22 protein-coding genes are annotated in these 23413 nt (G+C 59.2%); 7 read left to right on the top strand and 15 right to left on the bottom strand.

Going from position 1 to position 23413, the window contains the following annotated elements; all coding sequences use genetic code 11:
• Window positions 1-11 precede the first annotated feature (11 nt).
• From purC to dapA, 4 genes are read right to left on the bottom strand one after another with little or no spacing between them, the layout of a single operon-like run.
• A complete protein-coding gene (purC, locus tag ACP7E4_RS01905) occupies window positions 12-722 on the bottom strand; it encodes a phosphoribosylaminoimidazolesuccinocarboxamide synthase (RefSeq protein ID WP_020289398.1) in 711 nt (236 codons plus the stop codon).
• A gap of 28 nt (window positions 723-750) precedes the next feature.
• The gene (locus ACP7E4_RS01900) at window positions 751-1509 is read right to left on the bottom strand and encodes an MBL fold metallo-hydrolase (protein WP_426111137.1); all 759 of its coding nucleotides are present in this window, start codon (window positions 1507-1509) and stop codon (window positions 751-753) included.
• Window positions 1510-2628, bottom strand: a complete 1119-nt coding sequence (gene bamC / locus ACP7E4_RS01895) for an outer membrane protein assembly factor BamC (RefSeq protein WP_426111135.1) — start codon at window positions 2626-2628, stop codon at window positions 1510-1512.
• 17 nt (window positions 2629-2645) lie between these two features.
• A complete protein-coding gene (dapA, locus tag ACP7E4_RS01890; protein ID WP_020289401.1) occupies window positions 2646-3524 on the bottom strand; it encodes a 4-hydroxy-tetrahydrodipicolinate synthase in 879 nt (292 codons plus the stop codon).
• Between the two features lie 324 nt (window positions 3525-3848).
• Here dapA and ACP7E4_RS01885 point away from each other — a divergent pair, with 324 nt between their 5' ends.
• Entirely contained in the window at window positions 3849-4412 is a 564-nt protein-coding gene (locus tag ACP7E4_RS01885) for a glycine cleavage system protein R (protein ID WP_020289402.1), read from the top strand.
• A gap of 9 nt (window positions 4413-4421) precedes the next feature.
• On the top strand, window positions 4422-4892 hold the full coding sequence (locus ACP7E4_RS01880; RefSeq protein WP_426111132.1) for a peroxiredoxin: 471 nt from the start codon (window positions 4422-4424) through the stop codon (window positions 4890-4892).
• Window positions 4893-4952: 60 nt separating this feature from the next.
• Here ACP7E4_RS01880 and ACP7E4_RS01875 read toward each other — a convergent pair whose 3' ends face one another.
• Both ACP7E4_RS01875 and ACP7E4_RS01870 read right to left on the bottom strand, forming a co-directional pair.
• The gene (locus tag ACP7E4_RS01875) at window positions 4953-6023 is read right to left on the bottom strand and encodes an AI-2E family transporter (protein WP_426111130.1); all 1071 of its coding nucleotides are present in this window, start codon (window positions 6021-6023) and stop codon (window positions 4953-4955) included.
• A gap of 35 nt (window positions 6024-6058) precedes the next feature.
• Window positions 6059-6310, bottom strand: coding sequence for a sulfurtransferase TusA family protein (locus ACP7E4_RS01870; RefSeq protein WP_020289405.1), 252 nt, complete (start codon window positions 6308-6310; stop codon window positions 6059-6061).
• 148 nt (window positions 6311-6458) lie between these two features.
• Between ACP7E4_RS01870 and ACP7E4_RS01865 the strand changes: the two genes are divergently transcribed.
• The gene (locus tag ACP7E4_RS01865; RefSeq protein ID WP_426111128.1) at window positions 6459-7892 is read left to right on the top strand and encodes a M48 family metalloprotease; all 1434 of its coding nucleotides are present in this window, start codon (window positions 6459-6461) and stop codon (window positions 7890-7892) included.
• A 124-nt stretch (window positions 7893-8016) separates the two neighbouring features.
• On the opposite strand, the gene nadA is transcribed toward ACP7E4_RS01865, so the two are convergent.
• Window positions 8017-9075: a quinolinate synthase NadA gene (nadA, locus tag ACP7E4_RS01860; protein ID WP_426111126.1), complete on the bottom strand. Its 1059-nt coding sequence runs from the start codon at window positions 9073-9075 to the stop codon at window positions 8017-8019.
• Window positions 9076-9794: 719 nt separating this feature from the next.
• Between nadA and mqo the strand changes: the two genes are divergently transcribed.
• The gene (gene mqo, locus ACP7E4_RS01855) at window positions 9795-11444 is read left to right on the top strand and encodes a malate dehydrogenase (quinone) (protein WP_426111124.1); all 1650 of its coding nucleotides are present in this window, start codon (window positions 9795-9797) and stop codon (window positions 11442-11444) included.
• A gap of 439 nt (window positions 11445-11883) precedes the next feature.
• On the opposite strand, the gene ACP7E4_RS01850 is transcribed toward mqo, so the two are convergent.
• Entirely contained in the window at window positions 11884-13524 is a 1641-nt protein-coding gene (locus tag ACP7E4_RS01850) for a methyl-accepting chemotaxis protein (protein WP_426111122.1), read from the bottom strand.
• A gap of 215 nt (window positions 13525-13739) precedes the next feature.
• On the opposite strand from ACP7E4_RS01850, the gene ACP7E4_RS01845 reads away from it, so the two are divergent.
• Window positions 13740-14510: a class I SAM-dependent methyltransferase gene (locus ACP7E4_RS01845; protein WP_426111120.1), complete on the top strand. Its 771-nt coding sequence runs from the start codon at window positions 13740-13742 to the stop codon at window positions 14508-14510.
• 33 nt (window positions 14511-14543) lie between these two features.
• On the opposite strand, the gene ACP7E4_RS01840 is transcribed toward ACP7E4_RS01845, so the two are convergent.
• On the bottom strand, window positions 14544-15122 hold the full coding sequence (locus ACP7E4_RS01840) for a TetR/AcrR family transcriptional regulator (RefSeq protein ID WP_426111118.1): 579 nt from the start codon (window positions 15120-15122) through the stop codon (window positions 14544-14546).
• 101 nt (window positions 15123-15223) lie between these two features.
• On the opposite strand from ACP7E4_RS01840, the gene ACP7E4_RS01835 reads away from it, so the two are divergent.
• Window positions 15224-16660 (top strand): amidase, encoded by a 1437-nt coding sequence (locus ACP7E4_RS01835; RefSeq protein ID WP_426111116.1) that lies wholly within the window; start codon window positions 15224-15226, stop codon window positions 16658-16660.
• A gap of 90 nt (window positions 16661-16750) precedes the next feature.
• Here ACP7E4_RS01835 and ACP7E4_RS01830 read toward each other — a convergent pair whose 3' ends face one another.
• Window positions 16751-17347 carry a TetR/AcrR family transcriptional regulator gene (locus ACP7E4_RS01830; protein WP_426111114.1) on the bottom strand — a complete coding sequence of 199 codons (597 nt, stop codon included), beginning with the start codon at window positions 17345-17347 and terminating at the stop codon, window positions 16751-16753.
• A 155-nt stretch (window positions 17348-17502) separates the two neighbouring features.
• On the opposite strand from ACP7E4_RS01830, the gene ACP7E4_RS01825 reads away from it, so the two are divergent.
• A complete protein-coding gene (locus ACP7E4_RS01825) occupies window positions 17503-18261 on the top strand; it encodes an SDR family NAD(P)-dependent oxidoreductase (protein ID WP_426111112.1) in 759 nt (252 codons plus the stop codon).
• A 23-nt stretch (window positions 18262-18284) separates the two neighbouring features.
• Here ACP7E4_RS01825 and ACP7E4_RS01820 read toward each other — a convergent pair whose 3' ends face one another.
• The 5 genes from ACP7E4_RS01820 to ACP7E4_RS01800 are packed head-to-tail and all read right to left on the bottom strand — an operon-like array spanning window position 18285 to window position 23410.
• Window positions 18285-19364, bottom strand: coding sequence for an ABC transporter ATP-binding protein (locus ACP7E4_RS01820; protein WP_426111110.1), 1080 nt, complete (start codon window positions 19362-19364; stop codon window positions 18285-18287).
• A gap of 33 nt (window positions 19365-19397) precedes the next feature.
• Window positions 19398-20351, bottom strand: coding sequence for an SIS domain-containing protein (locus tag ACP7E4_RS01815; protein WP_426111108.1), 954 nt, complete (start codon window positions 20349-20351; stop codon window positions 19398-19400).
• A 19-nt stretch (window positions 20352-20370) separates the two neighbouring features.
• Window positions 20371-21246 (bottom strand): carbohydrate ABC transporter permease, encoded by an 876-nt coding sequence (locus tag ACP7E4_RS01810; RefSeq protein ID WP_426111106.1) that lies wholly within the window; start codon window positions 21244-21246, stop codon window positions 20371-20373.
• On the bottom strand, window positions 21246-22151 hold the full coding sequence (locus tag ACP7E4_RS01805; protein ID WP_052028593.1) for a carbohydrate ABC transporter permease: 906 nt from the start codon (window positions 22149-22151) through the stop codon (window positions 21246-21248). Before ACP7E4_RS01805 ends, ACP7E4_RS01810 begins: the two co-directional genes overlap by 1 nt.
• A complete protein-coding gene (locus ACP7E4_RS01800) occupies window positions 22151-23410 on the bottom strand; it encodes an extracellular solute-binding protein (RefSeq protein WP_426111103.1) in 1260 nt (419 codons plus the stop codon). Before ACP7E4_RS01800 ends, ACP7E4_RS01805 begins: the two co-directional genes overlap by 1 nt.
• Window positions 23411-23413: the final 3 nt, after the last annotated feature.

Below are 23413 nucleotides of genomic sequence, written 5' to 3'. Positions count from 1 at the left end.
GTTTTTTCGGGTTAAAGCGGAACGCCCAGACGGTTGGCGACTTCTTCGTAGGCTTCGATAACGTCACCGAGGCCCTGGCGGAAGCGGTCCTTGTCCATCTTTTTGCGGGTTTCCTTGTCCCACAGGCGGCAGCCGTCAGGGCTGAACTCGTCGCCCAGGACGATTTCGCCGTGGAATACGCCGAATTCGAGCTTGAAGTCCACCAACAGGAGGCCAGCGTCGTCGAACAGCTTGTTCAGCACTTCGTTGACCTTGAGCGACAGTTCTTTCATACGAACCAGTTGCTCGGCGGTGCCCCAGCCAAACGCCACGACGTGGGATTCGTTGATGAACGGATCGCCCATGGCGTCGTTCTTCAGGAACAGTTCGAAGGTGTACGGATTGAGCTTAGTGCCCTCTTCGATACCCAGACGCTTGACCAGGCTGCCGGCGGCGTAGTTACGCACGACGCATTCGACCGGGATCATGTCGAGTTTCTTGACCAGGCATTCGTTGTCGCCCAACAGCTTGTCGAACTGGGTCGGAACGCCCGCTTCTTCGAGTTTCTGCATGATGAAGGCGTTGAACTTGTTGTTCACCATGCCTTTGCGGTCCAGCTGTTCGATACGCTTGCCATCGAACGCCGAAGTGTCGTTGCGAAACAGCAGGATCAAGCGGTCAGCGTCGTCGGTGGTGTACACCGATTTGGCTTTGCCGCGGTAGAGTTCTTCACGTTTTTCCATGATGGGCTCCGCTTGCTAAGTAGATGGGCTAGGCGATATGTCGCCAGTCGAGCCCTGAATCTTGATCGGCCAATTGTAGCCAGTCCGGATCGCACCCGAGGGTGTCGACGAAACATTGCCGGGCCAGATGCGGCAGATTGTTCTTGCTGCTCAGATGGGCCAGGACCAGATGCTGCAGGTCCTGCCATCCCAGTTCACTCACCAGGTTTGCCGCCTGATGGTTGTTCAAATGTCCTTCGTCGCCACCGACCCGCTGCTTCAGGAAGTACGGATAGTGACCACGGGCAAGCATGTCCCGGCAGTGATTGGCCTCGATCATCAGTGCGTCCAGGCCTTGGTAGCTTTGCAGCACCGAAGGGCAGTACGAGCCAAGATCGGTCAGCAGGCCGAAACGACGCTGGCCGTCGGTGAAGACAAACTGCGTCGGTTCCAGCGCATCGTGAGCCACGGACACCACATCGATGTTCAGGCTCCCCAACTGCAAGGCCTGACCACCGACGAGAAACCCCGCAGCCTCGATCGGTTTGCGCATCCCGCGCGACGTGCCACTGCTCAGGTAGACCGGCAGATTGTAGCGCCGAGACAGCAAACCCACGCCATGCACATGATCGGCATGTTCGTGGGTCACCAGTATCGCGCTCAACTGATGGGCACTGATCCCGAGTCGAGCCAGGCGTCGCTCGGTTTCGCGCAACGAGAAACCGCAATCGACCAGCACATAGGTGTCATTGCTTGCTACCAGCGTGCCGTTCCCTCGGCTGCCGCTGCCTAATACTGCGAAACGCACTTAACCCAGGTTGTCTTGAATGACACCCAGTACACGACGGGCAATGTCTGCAGGCGCAACGGTGTTGATGTTCTTCTCGACGGTCACCTGCACGTTGTCACCCACTTTGCTCAGGCGAACCTGATAACGCTCGGCGCGGGCATCGATATCTTCCTTGCTTTCCTTGCTACCGAAAACACGACCGAAGAAGCCGGGCTCGTTTTCAGGTGTCTTGGCTTTTTCGGCAAGGTTGATGTAGTACAGGCCCAGGCTGCGGTTGATGTCTTCAACGCGCCATTCACCCTGATTCAGTGCGCGACCCACGCTGGACCACGCGCGATCCAGATCCGAACCTACGTTCAGAACCGGGTTGCCGCTGCCGTCTTCGGTCAGTGCTACACGACTTGGGGTGTCGTAATCGCGTGCAGCGACCAGCGATACTGAACCGCCTTGTTCTGCACTGCGGCTCAGGGACGCAAGCATGTCATCGGTCAGCGCCGAATCGAGACCCTGATTGGTGGTGCGCGCCGGGAAATCGACTTCTGCGGTGCTACCGGCTGGACGCTGGATGCTCACGACGTAGATTTCACTGGTGTTGCGCTGCACACCCGGCTCGATACGAACCCGCACGCGGGTTTCTGCATCAGCTGAAGTGCCGGTGGCGCTCAGACGTTTGGCAACGGAGGCAGAAAGCTCGTCCAGACGCTGCCAGGTGGTGCTGAATTCGCCGGTCTGCGGACGGTCTTCGGCGATACGGAAGCCGTTATCTTCGAAATACTGATGCGCCACTGGCCAGACTTCGGCAGGCGCACGCTGGGCAAGCACCCAGCGAGCGTCACCGCTTTTTTGCAGACTGAAGTCGCTGGCATCGGCTGTTACCGAGAGCGGCTGCGGACGAGGAACCACGAATTCGCCGCCTTTCTGCGCGTCATCAGTGACGTTGCGCGGAATCGGCAACAGCGGGTCCAGACGTTTGGTTTCCGAAACGCCGGCAGGCAGCTGCATCGGTGCTGTCTGGGTCGCTTCCAGGTAATCACTGCCGCGATCGCGGAAGTAACCATCTTCACCCCATAGCCAACCGCAGCCACTGGTACTGGAGATAATCAAGGCTAGTGCGGACAGTCCGGCCAATCGCTTCATTGCGTAGTGCTTCCTCATTAAACCAGGACGCCGGACTGGCGCAGGGCCTGACGCAGCGGTTCGTGACAGGCTTGGCTGAGCCAGGTGAGCGGCAGACGGATACCGTCCGGCATCAAACCCATTTCATGCAAGGCCCATTTTACGGGGATAGGATTGGATTCGATAAACAGGGTCTTGTTGAGCGGCATGAGTTTTTCATGAATCGCCCGAGCCGTGACTGCATCGCCACGCATCGCAGCGGCACACAGATCGCTCATGGCCCGAGGCGCCACGTTGGCCGTCACGGAAATATTACCCTTGCCGCCCAGCAGCATCAGTTCGACCGCCGTCGCGTCATCGCCGGAATACACCAGGAAGTCGCTGCTCACGCCAGCCAGGATGTCCTTGGCGCGTTGCAGGTCGCCCGTGGCTTCCTTGATGGCGATGATGTTAGGCACGGTGGACAGACGAATAACCGTCTCGGCCAGCATGTCGCAAGCCGTTCGGCCAGGCACGTTGTACAGGATCTGCGGAATATCGACGGCTTCGGCGATAGTCCGGAAATGCTGGTACAGGCCTTCCTGAGTCGGCTTGTTGTAGTAAGGGGTCACCAGAAGGCAGGCGTCAGCGCCCGCGTTCTTGGCATTGGTCGTCAGTTCGATCGCTTCGCGCGTCGAATTGGCGCCCGTGCCAGCAATGACAGGAATACGCCCTGCAACCTGGGCAACCACGCGACGGATCACTTCGATGTGTTCATTCACATCGAGCGTGGCCGATTCACCTGTGGTGCCAACGGCAACAATGGCGTTGGTGCCCTCTTGCAAGTGGAAGTCCACCAGTTTGCTCAGGCTGTCCCAGTCCAGACGTCCCTGTGCATCCATGGGTGTGACCAGTGCCACCATACTGCCCGCAATCATGCAACCGCTCCTGCCGGAAAAAGAGAGCGGTAATGGTACTGGCGCTATCAGCCTTGCACAAGCGAAGTACCGTACTGTGAGCATTCCCCTGAGCGATGGTTTTCGCTACCCTTCGTTCTTTGATCGGTACTGGTCACCTGCTCGCCTCGTTCTTTTGATCGATTTTTCCGTCAGAACCCCTGCTCCAGCGCTGTTGCGGCCTGCTACGTCTTCATTATGCAGACGTACCCCGCCGGGGTTATGGTTGATGTCTGGCGCTATTGATCAATGAAAGAGTCCAGCAAGCCAAAAATGTACCGACCGCTCATCGTCTAGGAATGCTGCATGTCGTCCACCCCCACAGTTCGCGAACAATTCCTTGTCATCAGTGCCCTTGGCGCAAACCCCATGGAGCTGACCAACGTTCTGTGCCGCGCCAGTCATGAAAACCGTTGCTCGGTGGTCAGCTCACGTCTGACCCGGCACGGCGAATACAGTGCGCTGGTGCTGCAGATTTCCGGTAGCTGGGATGCCTTGGCTCGTATGGAGACCGGCCTGCCCGGCCTGTCGAAGAAGCACGCCTTCACGACCAGTGTCGTGCGCAGTGCCACGCTCGAAAGCCGTCCTGAGGCGCTGCCTTACGTGGCTTACGTCAGTTCTGCCTATCGTCCGGACATCATCAATGAGCTGTGCCAGTTCTTCATGGACCACAACGTCGAGCTGGAAAATCTGATCTGCGACACCTACCTGGCGCCGCAAACTGGCGGCACCATGCTCAATGCGACGTTCACCGTGACCCTGCCCGCCGGCATTCAGATCAGCTGGCTGCGCGATCAATTCCTTGATTTCGCCGATGCGTTGAACCTCGATGCGCTGATCGAACCGTGGCGCCCACAAGCCCCAATGTAAGGAAGTTTCATGGCCGTAGCAGTAGATCAACCCGTCGCCGACTTTCAGGCCCAGGCCACCAGCGGGCAAGTCAGCTTGTCCGCGCTCAAGGGCCGGCAGGTCGTTGTTTATTTCTATCCGAAGGACAACACGCCGGGTTGCACCACCGAAGGCCAGGACTTTCGCGACCATGTCGCGCCCTTCCAGGCGGCCAACACGGTCATCTTTGGCGTTTCCCGCGACAGTCTGAAGACGCACGAAAACTTCAAGGCCAAGCAGTCGTTCCCGTTCGAACTGATTTCGGACAAAGACGAAGCCCTTTGCCAGCTGTTCGATGTGATCAAGCTGAAGAAGCTGTACGGCAAGGAATACCTTGGCGTTGATCGCAGCACTTTTCTCATCGACAAGGACGGCGTACTGCGTCACGAGTGGCGCGGCGTGAAGGTGCCTGGCCATGTGGCGGCGGTGCTTGAGAAGGCGCAGGCGCTGAATAACGCCTGATGATCGATACGTTTCGCTGCGCACCTGCAACAGGCCCGCAGCGAATATTGTTGCGTCTCGCTACAGCAAGGGCGCCACAGTGGGCTCATTGCGCGGCCAGGCGTCGAGTACGGCCTTGCACAGGGTAGCGAGGGGAATCGCGAAGAACACGCCCCAGAAGCCCAACAGACCGCCAAACAACAACACCGCACAGATGATCGCCACTGGATGCAGGTTGACCGCCTCCGAAAACAGCAGCGGCACCAGCACGTTGCCGTCCAGCGCCTGAATCACGCCGTAGACCGCCATCAGATAGATGAATTGATCGCTCCAGCCCCACTGGAACAAGGCGATCAACGCCACTGGCACGGTGACCACCACCGCGCCGATGTAAGGCACCACCACCGAAACACCCACCAGCATCGCCAGCAACGCCGCGTAATTGAGCCCCAGCGCCACGAACGCGATGTAGGTCACCCCGCCGCAGACGAAAATCTCGATGACCTTGCCCCGGATGTAATTGGCAATCTGCCGGTTCATTTCCTCGGCGACCCGGGTGATCAGCGCGCGCTCACGAGGCAAATAGCCACGCGCCCAGCGCCCGATGACTTCCCGGTCCTTGAGGAAAAAGAACACCAGGATCGGCACCAGCACCAGATAAATCATGATGTTGACCAGCAAGGGCAGGCTCGATAGCGAGAACGTCAGCGCCCATTGACCAAACTTGCCGATTTCGCCACGAGCCACCTCAATGGCGCGCAGCACCTGCTCGTCCGAGACCAGATGCGGGTAACGCTCAGGCAACAGCAACAGCAACGACTGCCACTTGGCGAGCATGCCCGGCAACTCGTTGAACAAGGTGATCAGTTGATGCCAGAGCAACGGCACCAGCACCAGCAGAAACACCAGCAGCGCGCCCATGAACAAGGTAAACACCAGCGCCACCGCGCCGCCCTCGGGCACGCGCAGCCGCTCCAGCAGATTCACCAGGCCTTGCATCAGAAAAGCCAGCACCATCCCGGCCAACACCGGGGCCAACATGCCGCCCAGCGTCAGAACGATCGTGAACGCCAGAAACAGCAATACTGCGAGCACCACCGCCTCTTCATCAGAGAAGTAGCGTTGCACCCAGTCGCGAAGCACCTTGAACATCAAAAATCCTTTTGGGAAATGGAAAGCCGCCGCCACTAAGCCTTGCGCAGCCAATACTGATAAACGCCGTCTTCGGCTTCTTCATGCACCAGCGTATGCCCCGCCAGCTTGGCGAAGGTACGGAAGTCACGTTGGGAGCCGGCATCGGTGGCAATCACCTTCAGCACTGCGCCACTGGTCAGGCGGTTGAGTTCGAGTTTGGCCTTGAGCAGCGGCAACGGACAGTTGAGCCCGGTTGCATCGACTTGGGCGTCACACGTTTGCGGGCGCGTTACAGCGTCAGACATCGTTTCTCTCCAGGCAGGCACATCAAATTGCAAAGCAGCAACAAAAAACAGCTCGGACATTTCAGACAGGACACAAAGAATACCGCACTCTGGTCAGCAAGCCATTGAGCCAGCTACAGTACGGGGTCTTCAACTCAGAGCTCCATGGATGAATTTTCTGCGACCCACCCTGCTGACGCTGGCTTGCCTGCTCGCTGTGCCGAGCCATGCCGACGACCTGCCCTCTCTGGGCGACGCCAGTTCTTCCATTGTCTCTCCGGAGCAGGAACACCAACTCGGACGCGCCTGGCTCGGCCTGCTGCGCAGTCAGGTGGCCCAGCTGTCGGACCCGCAACTCAAGGATTTCGTCGAGACCTCGGTCTATAAACTGGCCGAAACCAGCCAGGTTCAGGACCGGCGTCTTGAGTTCATCCTGATCAATAGCCCGGAACTCAACGCCTTCGCCGCTCCTGGCGGGATCGTCGGGGTCAACGGCGGGCTGTTCCTCAATGCCCAGACCGAAGGTGAATATGCCTCGGTGCTCGCCCACGAACTGGCTCACTTGTCGCAACGCCACTTCGCCCGCGGCGTAGAAGCCCAGCAACGCATGCAGGTGCCGGTAATGGCCGCCATGCTGGCCGGTATCGTCATGGCTGCCGCTGGCGCTGGCGATGCGGGCATTGCCGCCATCGCCGGCTCCCAGGCCGCAGCCATTCAAGAGCAACGGCGCTTTTCCCGCCAGAACGAGCAGGAAGCTGACCGCATCGGCATTCTCAATCTGGAAAAAGCCGGGTATGACCCGCGCAATATGCCAACCATGTTCGAGCGGTTGGCACGCCAGTATCGCTTTGACGCCAAGCCGCCGGAATTCCTCCTGACTCACCCGGTTACCGAATCGCGGATCGCCGACACCCGCAACCGCGCCGAGCAGTCCAAACCGGGCGGCAAGGAAGACAGCCTGCGTTATCAGCTGATGCGTGCGCGAGTTGCACTCATGTATGAAGAAACGCCGGGCATCGCCGCGAAACGCTTTCGCGCCCAGCTGACTGAAAATCCAAAATCCGACCCGGCCCGTTACGGCCTGGCGCTGGCACAAATCAAGGCCGGACAGCTCAACGAAGCTCGCGAAAGCCTGAAGCCGCTGCTCGACAAGGCACCAAATGACATCACTTACAACCTTACGCAGATCGATCTGGACATCACCAACAATCGCCTGCCGGATGCCCAGCAGCGGGTTGATCGGATGCTCACCATGTTTCCGGACAACTATCCGCTGAATCAGGTGCGGGTCGACGTTTTGCTGAAGCAGAATCGCAATGCCGAAGCCGAGAAGTCGCTCAACGGCCTGCTGAAAAACCGCCCTGACGATCCGGATATCTGGTATCTGGTCGCCGAAACCCGTGGCCTGAACGGCAATACCGTCGGCCTGCATCAGGCTCGTGCCGAATACTTCGCGCTGGTGGGTGATTTCCGCCAGGCGATCCAGCAACTGGACTTCGCCAAGCGCCGCTCCAACAACAATTTCCAGCTGGCTTCACGCATCGATGCCCGTCAGAAAGAGCTGCTGGACCAGGAGCGGATGGTCAAGGATTTGATGAATTAAGGCCATACAGTTCGTGGGAGCGAGGCTTGCCCGCGAATCGGTTTTCCAGACAACATCTTTATCGTCTGGGTTGTCGCCTTCGCGGGCAAGCCTCGCTCCAACAGCGCTTATTGGCGCCAGGACATCAAGCATTCCCCGCCAATTTCATCCGCGCTGCGCGGGTGAAGTCGAGCATGCGCTGCAATGGGCGGACGGCATTGGGGATCACCGCCGGGTCGACGAAAATTTCGTTAGTGCCTTCACGCAGGCACTGCAGCGTGCGCTCCAGGGTATTCATCGCCATCCACGGGCAATGCGCGCAACTGCGGCAGGCCGCGCCGTTGCCGGCGGTAGGCGCTTCGATGAAGATCTTGTCCGGGCACAGCTGCTGCATCTTGTAGAAAATGCCCCGGTCGGTCGCCACGATGAACATCTTGTTCGGCAGCGTCTGTGCGGCGGCAATCAACTGGCTGGTGGAGCCCACGGCGTCTGCCAGATCGATGACCGATTCCGGCGACTCGGGATGCACCAGAATCGCCGCGTCCGGATACAGCGCTTTCATGTCTTCCAGCTGCTTGGATTTGAACTCCTCGTGGACGATGCAGGCGCCGTCCCAGAGCAGCATGTCTGCTCCAGTTTCCTTTTGAATATAACGACCCAAGTGTTTGTCCGGCGCCCAGAGGATCTTCTCGCCGTTATCCATCAGGCTTTCGACGATTTCCAGCGCGCAACTGGAGGTCACCACCCAGTCTGCCCGGGCTTTGACCGCCGCCGAGGTATTGGCGTAAACCACCACGGTGCGTTCTGGATGCTGATCACAGAAGGCGGAGAACTCATCCACCGGGCAACCCAGGTCCAGCGAACAGGTCGCCTCAAGGGTCGGCATCAATATGCGTTTTTCGGGATTGAGGATCTTCGCCGTTTCGCCCATGAAACGGACCCCGGCAACCAGCACGGTTTTCGCCGAATGGCTATTGCTGAAACGGGCCATTTCCAGAGAATCGGACACGCAGCCACCCGTTTCCTCGGCCAGGGCCTGGATCACCGGGTCGCAATAATAGTGGGCCACCAGCACGGCGTCCTGCGCCTTGAGTTCGGCAGCAATCGCAGCGCGATAATGGGCCTGTTCGTCGAGGCTCAGCTCTTTAGGCTGCTTGGCATCGAGATGGGCCTGAACCAGAAGGCGTTCGGAAATCTGCGTCATGTTCGCTGGACCTGAAAGCGCTCTATAGCGCGTAAGGCGAGTTTACACCCGAAAGGCAGACACAAAAAAAGCCGGAATTGCTCGTTTCTCACGGGCCTTCCAGCTTTTATGAGTTTGTCGACCTTGGGTCGTAGGGTTCGGTTTTGATCTGGACGGGGGCAAACCGTTCGATCAAGCCGCTGAAGGCGGAGCGGATTCTAGCCAGCCCACTATGGATTTACCAATGATTTGCGCGGTATTGACGGCCGCCATTAGCGGCATTGCGCCACTTATTCGCCCCATCGCGATGGCAGACCCGCGCACCGATATTGTTTCGATGCTACGACAATGGCCTTCTATCCGATATCATGCCGCCCCAACAAACCAGGCTCGCGACAAATCAGCGAATTATGCCCCAGCGTCATTTCGGCACCATGGGGCACAACGTCGCAGCGCGAACGCTCGCCGGCTCGGCAAGAGCCAGTTTGCAGATGGGCCGGATATTTGCGGACCTGTCAGTCAATGAGTTACCAAAATCAGTGTCGCCTCAAGTAGCTGAAGCCAATGACTAATAAAAAGTCAGCACAGGCGGGACATAAAAGTGAGGCTAAGCTTTATTAAGCCTTGTGTGCCCATCACCTTCCGAAACTGGTGACGGAAATCCTCTGGCTGACCGTGAGCTGGAAGAACCCGGAACGAGCAAGGCAGGCGCATGGCGTCCTACCATATGGATTTACAGCATGTTGAAGAAAGTGAACACGGCCCTGCTGGGCCTGGCCATGTCGATGGGCATCATGCCCACTCATGCGGCCGAGACCAAGAAAGTCGATGTGGTACTGATCGGCGGCGGCATCATGAGTTCGACCCTCGCGGTCTGGCTCAATGAGCTTGAACCAGGCTGGTCGATGGAAATGGTCGAGCGCCTCGACGGCGTCGCCGAGGAAAGCTCCAACGGCTGGAACAACGCCGGTACCGGCCACTCTGCCCTGGCTGAGCTGAACTACACGCCTGAAGACAAGAACGGCAAAGTCGATATCTCCAAGGCCATCGAAATCAACGAAGCCTTCCAGATCTCGCGTCAATTCTGGTCCTGGCAGGTCAAGAACGATGTGCTGAAGAACCCTCGCTCGTTCATCAACTCCACACCGCACATGAGCTTCGTGTGGGGCGACAACAACATCAAGTTTCTGAAAAAGCGTTACGACGCCTTGCAGGCGAGCCCGCTGTTCAGCGGCATGCAATTCTCCGAGGACCCAGAGCAGATCAAGAAGTGGGTTCCGCTGATGATGGAAGGTCGTGATCCGGCGCAAAAGCTCGCGGTCACCTGGAGCCCGATTGGTACCGACGTCAACTTCGGCGAGATCACGCGTCAGTTCGTCGGCCACCTCAAAGCCCAGCCAAACTTCACGCTGAAACTGTCCAGCGAAGTGCAGGACATCACTCGCAACAAAGATGGCTCGTGGCGCGTCGAGTACAAAAACCTGAAAGACGGTACCGAAACCACGACTGACGCCAAGTTCGTGTTCATCGGCGCTGGCGGCGGTGCTCTGCACTTGCTGCAGAAATCCGGCATCCCGGAAGCCAAGGATTACGCCGCCTTCCCGGTTGGTGGTTCGTTCCTGGTTACCGAGAACCAGGACATCGCCATGCAGCACATGGCCAAGGCCTATGGCATCGCATCGACCGGCGCACCGCCGATGTCGGTTCCGCACCTGGACACCCGCGTACTGGATGGCAAGCGCGTCGTTCTGTTTGGCCCGTTCGCGACCTTCTCCACCAAGTTCCTGAAAGAAGGCTCGTACCTGGATCTGCTGACCAGCACGACCCTACACAACATCTGGCCGATGACCAAGGTCGGTATCGAACAGTATCCGCTGGTTGAATACCTGGCTGGCCAGTTGATGCTGTCCGACGACGATCGCTATAACGCCCTGAAAGAGTACTTCCCGAAAGCCAAGAAAGAGGACTGGCGCCTGTGGCAAGCCGGTCAGCGCGTGCAGATCATCAAGCGTGATGAAGAGAAAGGCGGCGTACTGAAACTGGGCACCGAAATCGTTGCTTCCCAGGACGGCAGCATTGCCGGCCTGCTCGGCGCGTCACCTGGTGCGTCGACTGCTGCGCCAATCATGCTGGGCGTGCTTGAGAAGGTCTTCAAGGACAAGGTCGCAACACCGGCCTGGCAGGAAAAACTGCATCAGATCGTTCCAAGCTACGGCACCAAGCTGAACACCAGCCCGGAAGCCGTTGCCAAGGAATGGGCTTACACCGCTGAAGTCCTGCAACTGACGCCGCCGCCACCTGTGAACAATCAGGCCGTCGCGCCAGCTCCAGGCTCTGACAAGCCCGCAGCACCGAAGAAAAGCAATCCAGCGGCCGACATGGCGCTGTAACACAGCTGTAGAACAAAAGCCCCGTCAGACAGCGTCTGACGGGGTTTTTTGCTGCGTGCTTGCTAGAGCGACACCTACCCCGTGGGAGCGAGCTTGCTCGCGAAGAACGATGACACGGTATGCCTGATCCACCGAGGCGCCCGGTTCGCGGGCAAGCCTCCAACGGATCTGGACGTACAGCCAATGCATTTGCGTCTACTGGAATGCCGTCTTCCCGGCTAAAGCCGGTCCCACAGTGGGACCGGCTTTAGCCGGGAAGGCGTCGGTTCAGACAATACGTCTGGCGCCTGGCGGTTGCCCCGGACATAGAATCTCCAACGAGCATTTCAATTCAACGGTTGTGCGTGTGATAAGAGAGGACTTGTTCGAGAAAAGGCGTTTTGAGACTGGAGCAGGGGTAAACCTGTTTCAGGACTAGACAAAGACGTTGCCGCCGGACTCACAGCCGGAAGCGGCCGACCAGCGTATTGAATGAAATGGCCAGGTTGGAAAGCTCCTGGGTCGAGGCGTTGGTCTGATGGGCACCCGCCGCTGTCTGGGTTGATAAATCCTGGATGTTGACCAGATTGCGATCAACTTCCCGGGCGACGTTGGCCTGCTCTTCGGAGGCTGTGGCAATGACCAGATTACGATCATTGATCTGCGAGATGCCTTCGGCAATCAGCTCCAGCGCCTCGCCGGTGGCCAGGGCCAGCGACTGGGTATCGGTGACCAGCGACTGGCTTTTACCCATGGAACCTACCGCCTGGTCCGCACTCGCTTGCACGCTGTTGATCATCCCTTCGATCTCGCCGGTCGAGGCTTGGGTGCGGGCCGCCAGGGCGCGAACTTCATCGGCGACCACGGCAAAGCCGCGACCCTGTTCGCCCGCCCTTGCTGCTTCGATGGCGGCGTTCAGGGCCAGCAGGTTGGTTTGTTCAGCGATCCCGCGGATTACGTCCAACACCTTGCCAATGTCGCGCACCTGAACGGCCAGATTCTTGACCATGTCGGTGGACGCGGCAATTTCAGTGGTTGCGCTGTTGATCGCGGCGACGGCGCTGCGGGCCTGGTCGCGACCATTGCTGGCTTGCTCGCTGGTGGTTCTGGACGCTTCGGAAGTGGAGACGGCATTGCGCGCGACTTCTTCGACGGCCGAGGTCATTTCCGTGACAGCGGTGGCCGCCTGCTGGATCTCGTCGTTCTGGCGAATCAGGCCACGGCTGCCATTGTCAGTGACGGCGGTCAGCTCCTCAGCAGCCGACGCCAGTTGGTCCGATGCGCTGGCGATCTGCTGGATGGTGCCTTTCAGGCTGCTCTGCATGTCCGCCAGAGCCGTCAACAACTGGCCGGCCTCATCGCGGCCGGTACTGATGATGTGCTGGGTCAGATCGCCCTCGGCAATGCTGCGGGCGCTCGCAACGGCATTGGCAATGGGGCGGCTGATCAGGCGGCTGATAAACAGTCCGAGCAGGATTGCGGCAATGAACGCCAGTGCGATGCCGATATAAAGCGAAGTCTTTGCCGAGGTTTCCAGCCGGCTTGCTTCTTCGGCGCCTTCAGCGACTTGTCGGTCGTTGGAATCGACCATCACAGTCAACTCGTCCATGACCGTACGATAAGTCTTTTGCAAGTCGCCCAGGAGCAGGATGCGGCCATTTTCAAGATCGCCGGCCTGCATCAGGCCGACGTACTTTTGTACCATCGCCTGATAAACGGGCCAGTCTTGCTGCATTTTGTCGCCAGCGGCACGTTCGTCATCAGCAAGCGGCGTTTTTCGGTAGTCAGCGAATGCTTTCTCGCTGGCCAGTCGGTTGGCGTTCATCGAGGCAATGAACTCATCCTTGACGCTTTGCGGCGAACCGGCGGCAGTGGCCAGATATAACCGGTACAGATCACGGCTTTGTCCAACTGCCTTGGTTTTGGTTTGCGCGGTGTTGGAGACAGACACCAGATTGTTGGTGAACACCAGTTTCAAGCTTTGCGAAAGCTTTGAAACGCCCTGGCCTCCGAGGACGCCGACGCCCAGGGTGATGAACGCACACAGCACAAAGGCGGTGATCAGTTTGGTCGAGAGTTTTGCGTCATTGATCCAGCTCATTGGTCATCCTGCTGACATATTAGGGAGGAGGTAACTGAGCTGTCTCTGGACGAGAGGTGGCTAGTTGCCATTTCTTCTATCGGCCATACTGTCAATGACTTGAGTGTTGCTGGAAATGTTTGGTGGTTGTGAGGGCTCTGGTATGGGCCTTCTGGGGGGGGCGTTGGAAAAGTCCTTGGGTAACTTGATCACAAATTCAGAGAGAGATTGCTGAAATGACGGTTGTTCACAAGGCTGCTCAGGTAGGTTTCTCAAAGGAAGCAAGTACCTACACGCAAGGGCGCCCGGACTATCCAGGCGAAATACAGCCATGGCTTCGAAATACATTGGGTATCAGCCCCGGCTCAACGGTCATTGATTTAGGCGCTGGCACCGGAAAGCTCACGCGAGTGCTGGAATCAATGGACATTGAGGTCATTGCCGTCGAGCCGGTCGAGGCCATGCGAAGCGAGTTTGCCAGACACCTGCCGGACACCAGGATTCTGGAAGGAACGGCCGAAGCCATTCCACTCCAGGCGGGTGTGGCGCAGGCACTCGTTTGCGCCCAGGCTTTCCACTGGTTTGCCAATGAAACGGCGCTCGGCGAGATTCACCGCGTGCTTGAACCGGGTGGCCGGCTCGGGCTGATCTGGAATGTGCGCGATGAGTCCGTGGACTGGGTGGCAGCCATCACCAGAATCATCACTCCCTACGAAGGTGATACCCCTCGTTTCCATACGGGAGGCTGGCGACTGCCGTTCAATGGGCGCTACTTCTCGGCGCCCGAACTGACCTGCTTCGATTACACCCATACAGGCACTGCCCAAACCGTGATCCTGGATCGTTTTCTGTCGGTGAGTTTCATCGCCGCTTTGCCTGCTGCGCAGAAAGAGCGGGTGGCTGATCAGTTGCGGACGTTGATCGGCACCCATCCGGCGCTGCGCGGGCGTGAGACCATCGAGTTCCCTTATCAGACCCAGGCTTTTCTTTGCCGCCGGCTGGACTGAAGCAACTCGTTTCGAGGAGCCAAGCCCGGCAGTTCAAGCGGCGGTGTCCAGCCGCCGCTGGACCATCCGGGTCAGGCGTTCGCCTACCTTCTCAATCCCTTTGTTCTGCGCCACCACCTGGGCGCCTTCCATCAGCAGGGTAAGTTCCTCGGCAATCTGCTCCGGCTCGTTCAGTTCCAGCTGAGCGCAAAGGGCAATCAACCGACGAAACTGCCGCTGTTTATGGGTTTGAATCAGTTTTCGGGCAGGGTGGTCAGCATCTGGCAGCTCAGCCAGCGCATTGGTGAACGGGCAACCCCGATAACCTGCGCGATCCAGATCTTCAACAATGAAGTCGAGAAAACCCAGCAGCTGCTCGCGCGGGGATTCCGCATAGTGCAACGCCAGCCTGTCGAGCACGTCGCTGTAGCTTTCGGCCAAGCGTTCGAGCCATTCCAGAACCAGCGAATCCTTGTTTTCGAAATGGCGATATACGGTCATTTTCGTCGATGTCGCACGTGCGGCGATGGCGTCGACGCTGACGCGGGTAATGCCTTGTTCCATGAACAACGCCTGCGCAGCATCAACAATGCGCTCGCGAGGCGGCAACTGGGGTGTCCGTTCCGGACGCATGAATAATCTCCGCTTGACAGTGATACTGGTAAGTATCGCATGATACTTATCGGTATCGTGTGATACCGAATAGTATCGATCATACCTATCTGGAGAAATTCATGCACCTGTCCGAATACGCCGTCCAAGATGCGACGGGTCTGGCTCAACTGATCCAGGACAAGCGGGTAAGCGCCGCAGAGGTCCGTTCTGCGGCTTTGCAGGCGATGGAAGCGCTGAATCCACAGATCAACGCGCTGGTGGAAACCTGGTCAGATGAGCCGAGTCCCAATGCCGGAGCGTTTCACGGCGTGCCGCTATTGATCAAGGATCTGGGCATCACTGCTGCTGGCCGTCGCAATGAATTGGGCAGTGCTCTGGCACTCGACTGCACCGCGCCAAACGACTCGGAGCTGATGCGCCGTTTGCGATTTGCCGGGTTGTTGCCACTGGGCCGAACCACGACGCCGGAGTTCGCGGCGAGCACCACCACCGAAAGTCGCCTCTGTGGACCCACCCGCAATCCTTGGGATATCGGCCGCAGCGCCGGGGGTTCCAGTGGCGGCTCGGGAGCGGCGGTCGCGGCAGGGATGGTGCCGATCGCTCACGCCACCGATGGCGGTGGCTCAATCCGCGTACCGGCATCGATGTGTGGGCTGTTCGGCCTGAAGCCCAGTCGCGGACGGGTGCCTATGGGGCCGGATGTCGATGAAGTGTGGAGCGGCCTTGCCGTTCATGGCGTACTGACGCGCTCGGTGCGTGACAGTGCTGCATTGCTGGATGCCATCCATGGTTGCGCACCAGGTGACCCGTTCCATATACCGTCCCCGGAAACAACTTTCCTGGAACAATCCCGGCGGCAGCCCGGTGCATTGCGTATCGGCGTGCAGACTCGCCCGCTGAACGGTCAGCCGTTGCACCCGGCGGTAGAGAGCGCCTTGATGCAGACGGTGCGCAACCTTGGACTACTGGGGCACCAGGTCGAGGAAGTACAGCTCGACATCGGGATAAGCTGGGATGCGTTCGTTGAACTCAACGGGCGCTTCTGGTCGTCAAACACGGCCGCCTGGATCGACGCCATTGCCGCCGCTACGGGGCGTAGTATCGACGCCGAATATCTGGAGCCCGCTACGCTGGCGCTCTATCGGCAAGGGAAGACGCTGCGTGCCACCGAATTGCTGGGCGCATTGTTCGAGCGCAATATCGTTGCCCGAAAAATCGGCGGTTTCTTCGAACATTACGACCTGCTGCTGTCGCCGACCTTGCCGGGGCTGGCGCCGCTGATCGGCACCTACAATGCGGGACAGGAGCATCTGGACGGGCGTGGCTGGATGAATCAGGTGTTCAATCAGTCACCGTTCACCGCGCTGGCAAACGTTATCGGCGCGCCGGCAATGTCGGTGCCTCTGGCTCATGACCCGCAGAGCGGATTGCCCATTGGCCTGCAGTTCATGGGCAAATTTGGTGCTGAAGGCGTTTTGCTGGGATTGGCCGGGCAGCTGGAGCGCGAGTTGCCTTGGGCAGATCGTCGTCCAGTTGTTTGGGCCGGCAACCTCTGACAGGTTTGGCTGGCATGGGCGCGGCGTTCGCAGAATGATTGGCGCTGTATCAGATGATGGTTCTGCGTGCGCGTGCGCAACGGCCCATTCCTAAGAAGGCTGGTTTCCGGATGGCCAGGTCGACAGCGCTTGGTCGACCACTGATTCCAGAACATCGAGGCTGAAGCCGGCCTTGGCTTGGACCGCCATTCCATGCAGCACAGCGAGCACGAAAACAGCCAGTGCAGCACTGTTAGCCGTCTCTGGCAGATCACCTTCCGTCTTGGCCCGTTCGAAGCGTTCACGCAACTGCGTTTCTCCGTCTGCACGCGCATCGATCAGGGCGCGCCGGATCGGTTCGGCATCGTCCGAACCAGCCAGGGCGCCGTGGATGCCGAGGCATCCGGTGCGATCCGGGTAGCGGGTATTCAGTTCGGCCGCGCCGCGCAGGACGTACTCGGCCACCTGCCGCGAAGTCGGCTGCGCCAGCGCCACCGGGAAGAAATCCAGGTAGTGCTCGTAGTAGCGTTCAAGCGCCCGGCGGAACAGCGCCTCTTTGTTGCCGAACGCGGAATAGAGCGCGGGGCGCTCCACGCCGGTGGCTTGGGTCAGGTCGGTATACGACGCGCCCTCGTAGCCCTTGCGCCAGAACACGCAAAGGGCTGCGTCAAGCGCCTGATCCACGTCGAATTCGCGGTGACGGCCCATTAAATTGCCTCGGCTTTTTTCATAACGATCGATATTAAATCCCTTGACAGCAGGTGTACACATCCAATTCAATAACGACCGTTATCGTAACGACTGTTATTGATAGGTTGTTCACTTACCGGCAAGGACGCCGCTCACGTTAGAGAGGTTTTTTCATGCAGAACTCATTGGCAGGTAAAGTCGCACTCGTCACCGGCGGATCGCGTGGGCTTGGCGCGGCCACGGCGCAAGCGCTCGCCGAACAAGGGGCGGACGTCGCCATCAGCTACGTGGCATCTACTGAAAAGGCTGACGCCGTTGTCGAGAGCCTGAGGGCGAAGGGCGTACGCGCGATTGCGATCAAGAGCGATCAAGCCGATCTCTGCGCTGCGAAAACACTGATTGAGGCGGTGATCGCCCACTTCGGCAAGCTCGACATTCTGGTCAACAACGCGGCGATTGCCGTGCAAGGCAAGACGGTCGACGATCCTGAACTCGACACAGTCAATCTTGATCGCCAGTGGCAGATCAACGTCATGGGCACCGTGGCGACCACACGCGCAGCAGCGCCGGTACTTTCGGACGGCGGCCGGATAATTTTCATCGGTTCGCTGCTGGGTGGCCACGTTCCGTTCGCGGGCGCTGCAGACTATGCGGGAACCAAGGCGGCTGTCGCCGGATACGCGAAAGGCGTCGCCCGCGACCTGGGCGGGCGCAACATCACCGCCAACGTCATCCAGCCCGGCATCATGCCGACTGACATGTCGGTGGAAGTGTTGGGCGAGGGTGTCCCCGACGCGCTCCTGGATCTGCACCCCATTCGCCGCATTGCGACGCTTGAGGAAGTGTCGGCTTTGGTCTGCTACCTGGCGGGACCGAATGGTGGCTATATCACCGGCGCAGTAATCGACGTGGCCGGTGGTCTGAGCATCTGACGGATATGCCGGGCTCGTGCCGCTCAGTCCATTCGCGCCCCGCTGGCCTTGTCGAACACATGAATATGCTCGCATCGTCCCCCCAAACGCACGGCTTGACCTAGCTGCAGATCATCCCTTCGCGACAATGCCGCGACGATTGAGGTGTCGCCGGAGCGTCCGTAAACATGACTTTCAGCGCCGGTCGGCTCGATCAGGTCGACGCTGAAAGGCAGGGAGAAAGCCGGGCAGGGGATGGGTGCCAGGGTCAAATGCTCGGGGCGAATGCCCACCACTACAGGGGTTGAGGATGGCAGTTCGATTTGCCTTCCCAGCGCGATCCGTTGGCCATTCACGCGCACGAGCGATGAACCGTCTTCCTGCTCCAGCACGCCCTCGATCAGGTTCATTGCCGGCGAGCCGATGAATGTCGCCACGAACAGATTGGCCGGTCGGTCATAGACTTCGATGGGCGCGCCGACCTGCTCGATGCGACCGGCATTCATGACCACGATCAGGTCGGACATGGTCATGGCCTCCATCTGGTCGTGGGTCACGTAAATGGCGGTGGTGCCGAGCCTGCGTTGCAATGTGCGGATTTCGATGCGCATCTGCACCCGGAGTTTGGCGTCCAGGTTCGACAATGGCTCATCGAAAAGAAAAACCTGGGGATGACGCACGATTGCGCGGCCCATGGCGACCCGCTGACGCTGGCCGCCGGACAACGCTTTGGGATAGCGATCCAGGTAGTCCGTGAGGCCGAGCATGGCCGCTGTTTCCTGCACCGCTTTTTTTATGCGTTCAGGCGAATCCTTGCGCAGGTGCAAACTGAAACCCATGTTTTGCGCCACAGTCATGTGCGGGTACAGCGCGTAGTTCTGGAACACCATGGCAATGTCCCGGTCTTTGGGCGACAGATCATTGATGACCCGCCCGTTGAGTTCTATCGTGCCAGAAGTGACGGATTCCAGGCCGGCAATCATGCGCAGGAGGGTCGACTTGCCGCATCCGGAAGCCCCCACCAGCGAGACAAATTGCCCATCGGCGATGGCCAGGTCGATGCCATGCAGCACGGGGATCGCACCGTAGTTTTTACGAAGTTGCTGAATATTGACGGTTGCCATATCGGGAGAACTACCTATACCGGACCCACTGAATCAGGAAAGACGCACAACCTTGGTGAGGTGGCGTGGCGCAGTGCTGTCCAGGTTCTTGTGCTGGGCCAGACGTTCGCCGAACAGTTGTAACGCCGGCAGGATTTCCAGACTCTGGTCCAGGCCCGTCTGGCTCACTTCTACATACAGGTCGCCGGGTCCGCCGAAGCCGATGACCAGCGCGCCTTTGTCCTTGAGTTCGGCATACAGTTTTGCTTCTTCATCGCGGGTCTGCGGGCTGTAGATCAGCACCACGCACGTCTTGTCGTCCACCAGGCTGATCGGGCCGTGACGATATTCCATCGGATGGAACACCTGGGTGTAGGTCAGACTCATCTCTTGCAGTTTCAATGCCCCTTCGCTGGCCAGCCCGTAGTGCGCGCCGCCACCCAGGTAGACAAAGTGTGAGCGCGACAGAATCGCGCTGGTCAGTTGTCGGTCCAGCGCGTGCATGGCTTGCTCGGCCTGGTCGGGGAGGGTCGCGTCCACGTCGACATCGGCCAGTCGCAGTCCCAACAGCAGCATGAGGCTGGCGGAGCTGCTCATCACAATCCCTTCAAGTGCGTGAGTCGGGGCGAACAGCACCTCATCGCTGCACCGGGCCAGGCTGCTGGCGCTTTCGCAGGTAATGCCCAGGGTTTTCAAGCCGCGTGCTCGACTGGCTTCTACGGCCTGCACTGTTTCGGTGGACTCGCCGCTGCGCGACAGGGCAATCACCTGCACATCGCGGATATCAGCGAGATAGGCCTCGGGACGCCGTGCCCATTCACCGCCGGGAACCGCTATCGCACGCTTGCCGTTCAGATTCAGTGCACTGGCAACGACCTGGGCCAGGTAATAGGAAGTGCCACAGCCGACCACCACAATGGAGGCGGCGTCCAGCGTTGGCAGCGGCTGGGTCAAAGCGGGCCCCCAGAACGGGAACTGCTCGACGATGACTTGTTCGGTGATGTTCATAAAAACAATCCTTCAGAGGTTATTTGGTCGCGCCGGCAATCAGCCCGCGTACGAGGAAACGGTTAAGGAAAATCACCAGCAAGACAGGTGGCAGCATCGCGATGACTCCGGCGGCGTTCATCAGGCCGTAGTCGACGTAGTTTCTGGTCACGAATTCAGGAATCAGCACCGTCAGCGACTTGGTCGCCAGCGACGGCGAGAACACCAGAGGCACCATGAACTGCCCCCAGGCGCTGAGGAAGGTGAGGATTGCCGTGGCGATCAAACCGGGTGCCGCCAGTGGCAGCACGATGCGCACCAGGGTGTAGGTGCGGCCGGCGCCATCCAGCCAGGCGGCTTCTTCCAGGGACACCGGCAGGGATTGATACACACTGCGCATCAGCCACAGCGCCAGCGGCAGGAATGCCGATACGTAGATGAGCGTCACGCCTAGATAGGTATCGATCAGGTGCAGGGAAATCATCAGGCGGTACAACGGGATCATCACGGTGTAAGCCGGAACGGCCATGCTCGCGACGACCAGCCCGAACAGCAGATCCCGGCCCGGGAAGCGCAGTCTGACGAAGGCGTACCCGCCAAATGCAGCGGCGACCAGGGTGACCAGAGTTGCCGCGACGGAGGTCACAAGGCTGTTGAGGAATGCCCTGGAAAACTGCGGCCAGACCGACTGCACTTCATTGCCTTGCGAGGAGCTGCTGGCGCCGAACAGTTTGGCGAAATGCTCAAGTGTCGGATGCTCCGGCCACAAGCTCAAATGCTCGCTGAGCATGTCGCGCGGGTCAGTGAAACTGGTGATTACCGCCCAGTAGACGGGGCCGAGCGACCAGAGCAACAAGACCAGCACGGCGAGGGCAAAGCCCAGCTTGCCTAGATAATGCAGGGTGAGTTTGCGCATCAGTCGAACCTCGTTTCGCGGTAGACCTTGAGTACATAGATCAACGAGACCACCAGCGACGCGATCATGGCCAGTACCGACAACGCCATGCCGTAGGAGAACTTCAGATTCTGGAACGCTGACATGTACACCTGAATGATCAGGCTGCGCGTGTCCAGGCTCGAACCGTTGAGAATCCAGGCTTCATCGAACAGGTTGAAGGCAAATACCGTCGATTGACTGAGCGCAATCGCCAGGCCACCGGCGATAAGGGGCAGGGTGATCATCCGGAAACACTTGATACGCCCGGCGCCATCCAGCTTGGCGGCTTCGTAGAGGTCGGCGGGAATCGCCTGCAAGGCGGCCAGCAGAATGATCGCTGTGAGCGGCAACATCCTCCAGACATGGACCAATGCCACCAGTAACAGCGCAGTATTGTGATCGTTGAACCACACCACATTCTCGTCGAGCAGCCCGACCGCCTTGAGCAGGTTGTTCAGCAAACCGTAGCTCGGGTTGTAGATCCACAACCACACCAGCGCATTGACCACCGGCGGCAGGCACCAGGGCAGCACCAGTACCGCCAGTAACCATTGGCGACCGCGCCGAACCTTGTTCAGCAACAAGGCGGCACCCAACCCGCCGGCAGTCTCCAGCAGTACGGCGATCACCACATAAATCAACGTGTTCCATGTGGCGTGCTGCACGTTGCTGTCGGCTGCCAGATTCTGGTAGTTGAGCATGCCAATGAAAGGCGTACCCGGCCGCATGGGGTCAATCCGGTACAGGCTGTCGAGCACCGTGGTGACCAGCGGTACAAAGACCAGACTGGCCATCACCAAAATGATCGGCAGCACATAGGCAAGCCCCAGCCAGGTCTCACCCGGGACGGGCCGCAGCCGTTCCCTGATCGAGGATAGATTCATCACGGCTGCATTGCGCTCTGGGCTTGTTCGGCGATCTGCGCCACGGCCTGGGCCACGGTCAACTGACCCTTGGCCGCCTGATTCAAAGCGCTGGAAACGGCACTGGTGAACTGCGGATACCAGACCGGCGTGCCTTGTTTGAACAGCGGGTCGACCAGTCCGGCCTGCTGAAGAATGACGTCGCCGCTCTTGAGCTTGCCTTCGCTGTTGAGCTGCTTGAGCACCGAGGTACGGGTCGGCAGGTTGCCTAGCGTTGCATAGCTGTCGATCTGGTTCTGCGGTTTGATGAACCAGTTGATGAAGGTCTTGGCACCCTCTTTGTTTTTGGCAGTGGAGGGAATTCCGACGGCTTCAGGCAGGCCGATCGTGCGTGCGGTGCCTGTAGTGGTCAGCATCAACGCTGCCGCGACGTGTTCGGCAACCTGGGACTTGGCCGGGTCGCCGTAGACCGCTACGTTGCCTGCCCAACCGGCAAGGTCAAACGAGGCATCGCCCTTTTTGAATAGCTCCTGAACTTCGACATCCTTGAGGCCTGTGGCCGCCGGGCTGATCAGTCCCGCCTTGAGCGCTTCTATCTCAAATGCCATGGCCTTGTAACCGGCCGAGTCGGGCTTGACGAATTGCGGCTCGTATTGGTCGTTGAAGAGCTCGCCGCCGAACACCTTGGTCAACAGATACCAGGCGGTGGCGCTGCCTTCGCTGGCCGACAGGGGTAAAGCGATAGGGTATTGGCTGATGTTCTTGGCTTTGATCGCCTTGGCATCCGCCAGCAATTGTTCCGGGGTGGTCGGTGCGGCAGTGATACCGGCACGCTTGAGGTGGTCGCGGTTATAAATCAGCACACGAAAATCGTTGGCGTAGGGCACTGCCAATAAATGCCCATTGAACATGAACAGCTTTGCCGAAGGGATATCCGCGATGGTGGCGGCATCCACTGCGTCCTCAAGCGGCTGATACCAGTTAGCGGCGCCGAACTGCCCGACCCACGACCAGTCGACTTCAGTTGTATCGGCGGGCGGGCTGCCGGCAATCATCGAGGTCGCAATTTTGGTCAGGATCTGATCCCAGCCCAATGTCTGGGTTTCCAGGGTCATGCCCGTTTCGGCGGTCAGCCGGTCAGTCATTGCCTTGGGCAGCGTGCCCCAAGGTGGTAGCAGGACTTCAGTGGCATTGGCGGCGCTGGCCATGGGCGCGAACGCCGGTATGGCGAACGACAAGGGCAACAGCGCAAGCGAAGCGATCAAGTGGCGTCGGAGCATGGC

Origin of the sequence: Pseudomonas sp. DSP3-2-3, assembly GCF_049898225.1 — a bacterium.
Lineage (GTDB): Bacteria > Pseudomonadota > Gammaproteobacteria > Pseudomonadales > Pseudomonadaceae > Aquipseudomonas.
Note: the sequence above shows the minus strand (reverse complement) of the source record. Positions and strands in the feature narration are given on the sequence as shown.

Bases quoted from the DNA above. Each gene is read 5' to 3' on its own strand.
- purC (WP_020289398.1), bottom strand. From the start codon at position 722: ATGGAAAAACGTGAAGAACTCTACCGCGGCAAAGCCAAATCGGTGTAC.
- bamC (WP_426111135.1), bottom strand. From the start codon at position 2,628: ATGAAGCGATTGGCCGGACTGTCCGCACTAGCCTTGATTATCTCCAGT.
- dapA (WP_020289401.1), bottom strand. From the start codon at position 3,524: ATGATTGCGGGCAGTATGGTGGCACTGGTCACACCCATGGATGCACAG.
- ACP7E4_RS01885 (WP_020289402.1), top strand. From the start codon at position 3,849: ATGTCGTCCACCCCCACAGTTCGCGAACAATTCCTTGTCATCAGTGCC.
- ACP7E4_RS01880 (WP_426111132.1), top strand. From the start codon at position 4,422: ATGGCCGTAGCAGTAGATCAACCCGTCGCCGACTTTCAGGCCCAGGCC.
- ACP7E4_RS01875 (WP_426111130.1), bottom strand. From the start codon at position 6,023: ATGTTCAAGGTGCTTCGCGACTGGGTGCAACGCTACTTCTCTGATGAA.
- ACP7E4_RS01870 (WP_020289405.1), bottom strand. From the start codon at position 6,310: ATGTCTGACGCTGTAACGCGCCCGCAAACGTGTGACGCCCAAGTCGAT.
- ACP7E4_RS01865 (WP_426111128.1), top strand. From the start codon at position 6,459: ATGAATTTTCTGCGACCCACCCTGCTGACGCTGGCTTGCCTGCTCGCT.
- nadA (WP_426111126.1), bottom strand. From the start codon at position 9,075: ATGACGCAGATTTCCGAACGCCTTCTGGTTCAGGCCCATCTCGATGCC.
- mqo (WP_426111124.1), top strand. From the start codon at position 9,795: ATGTTGAAGAAAGTGAACACGGCCCTGCTGGGCCTGGCCATGTCGATG.
- ACP7E4_RS01850 (WP_426111122.1), bottom strand. From the start codon at position 13,524: ATGAGCTGGATCAATGACGCAAAACTCTCGACCAAACTGATCACCGCC.
- ACP7E4_RS01845 (WP_426111120.1), top strand. From the start codon at position 13,740: ATGACGGTTGTTCACAAGGCTGCTCAGGTAGGTTTCTCAAAGGAAGCA.
- ACP7E4_RS01840 (WP_426111118.1), bottom strand. From the start codon at position 15,122: ATGCGTCCGGAACGGACACCCCAGTTGCCGCCTCGCGAGCGCATTGTT.
- ACP7E4_RS01835 (WP_426111116.1), top strand. From the start codon at position 15,224: ATGCACCTGTCCGAATACGCCGTCCAAGATGCGACGGGTCTGGCTCAA.
- ACP7E4_RS01830 (WP_426111114.1), bottom strand. From the start codon at position 17,347: ATGGGCCGTCACCGCGAATTCGACGTGGATCAGGCGCTTGACGCAGCC.
- ACP7E4_RS01825 (WP_426111112.1), top strand. From the start codon at position 17,503: ATGCAGAACTCATTGGCAGGTAAAGTCGCACTCGTCACCGGCGGATCG.
- ACP7E4_RS01820 (WP_426111110.1), bottom strand. From the start codon at position 19,364: ATGGCAACCGTCAATATTCAGCAACTTCGTAAAAACTACGGTGCGATC.
- ACP7E4_RS01815 (WP_426111108.1), bottom strand. From the start codon at position 20,351: ATGAACATCACCGAACAAGTCATCGTCGAGCAGTTCCCGTTCTGGGGG.
- ACP7E4_RS01810 (WP_426111106.1), bottom strand. From the start codon at position 21,246: ATGCGCAAACTCACCCTGCATTATCTAGGCAAGCTGGGCTTTGCCCTC.
- ACP7E4_RS01805 (WP_052028593.1), bottom strand. From the start codon at position 22,151: ATGAATCTATCCTCGATCAGGGAACGGCTGCGGCCCGTCCCGGGTGAG.
- ACP7E4_RS01800 (WP_426111103.1), bottom strand. From the start codon at position 23,410: ATGCTCCGACGCCACTTGATCGCTTCGCTTGCGCTGTTGCCCTTGTCG.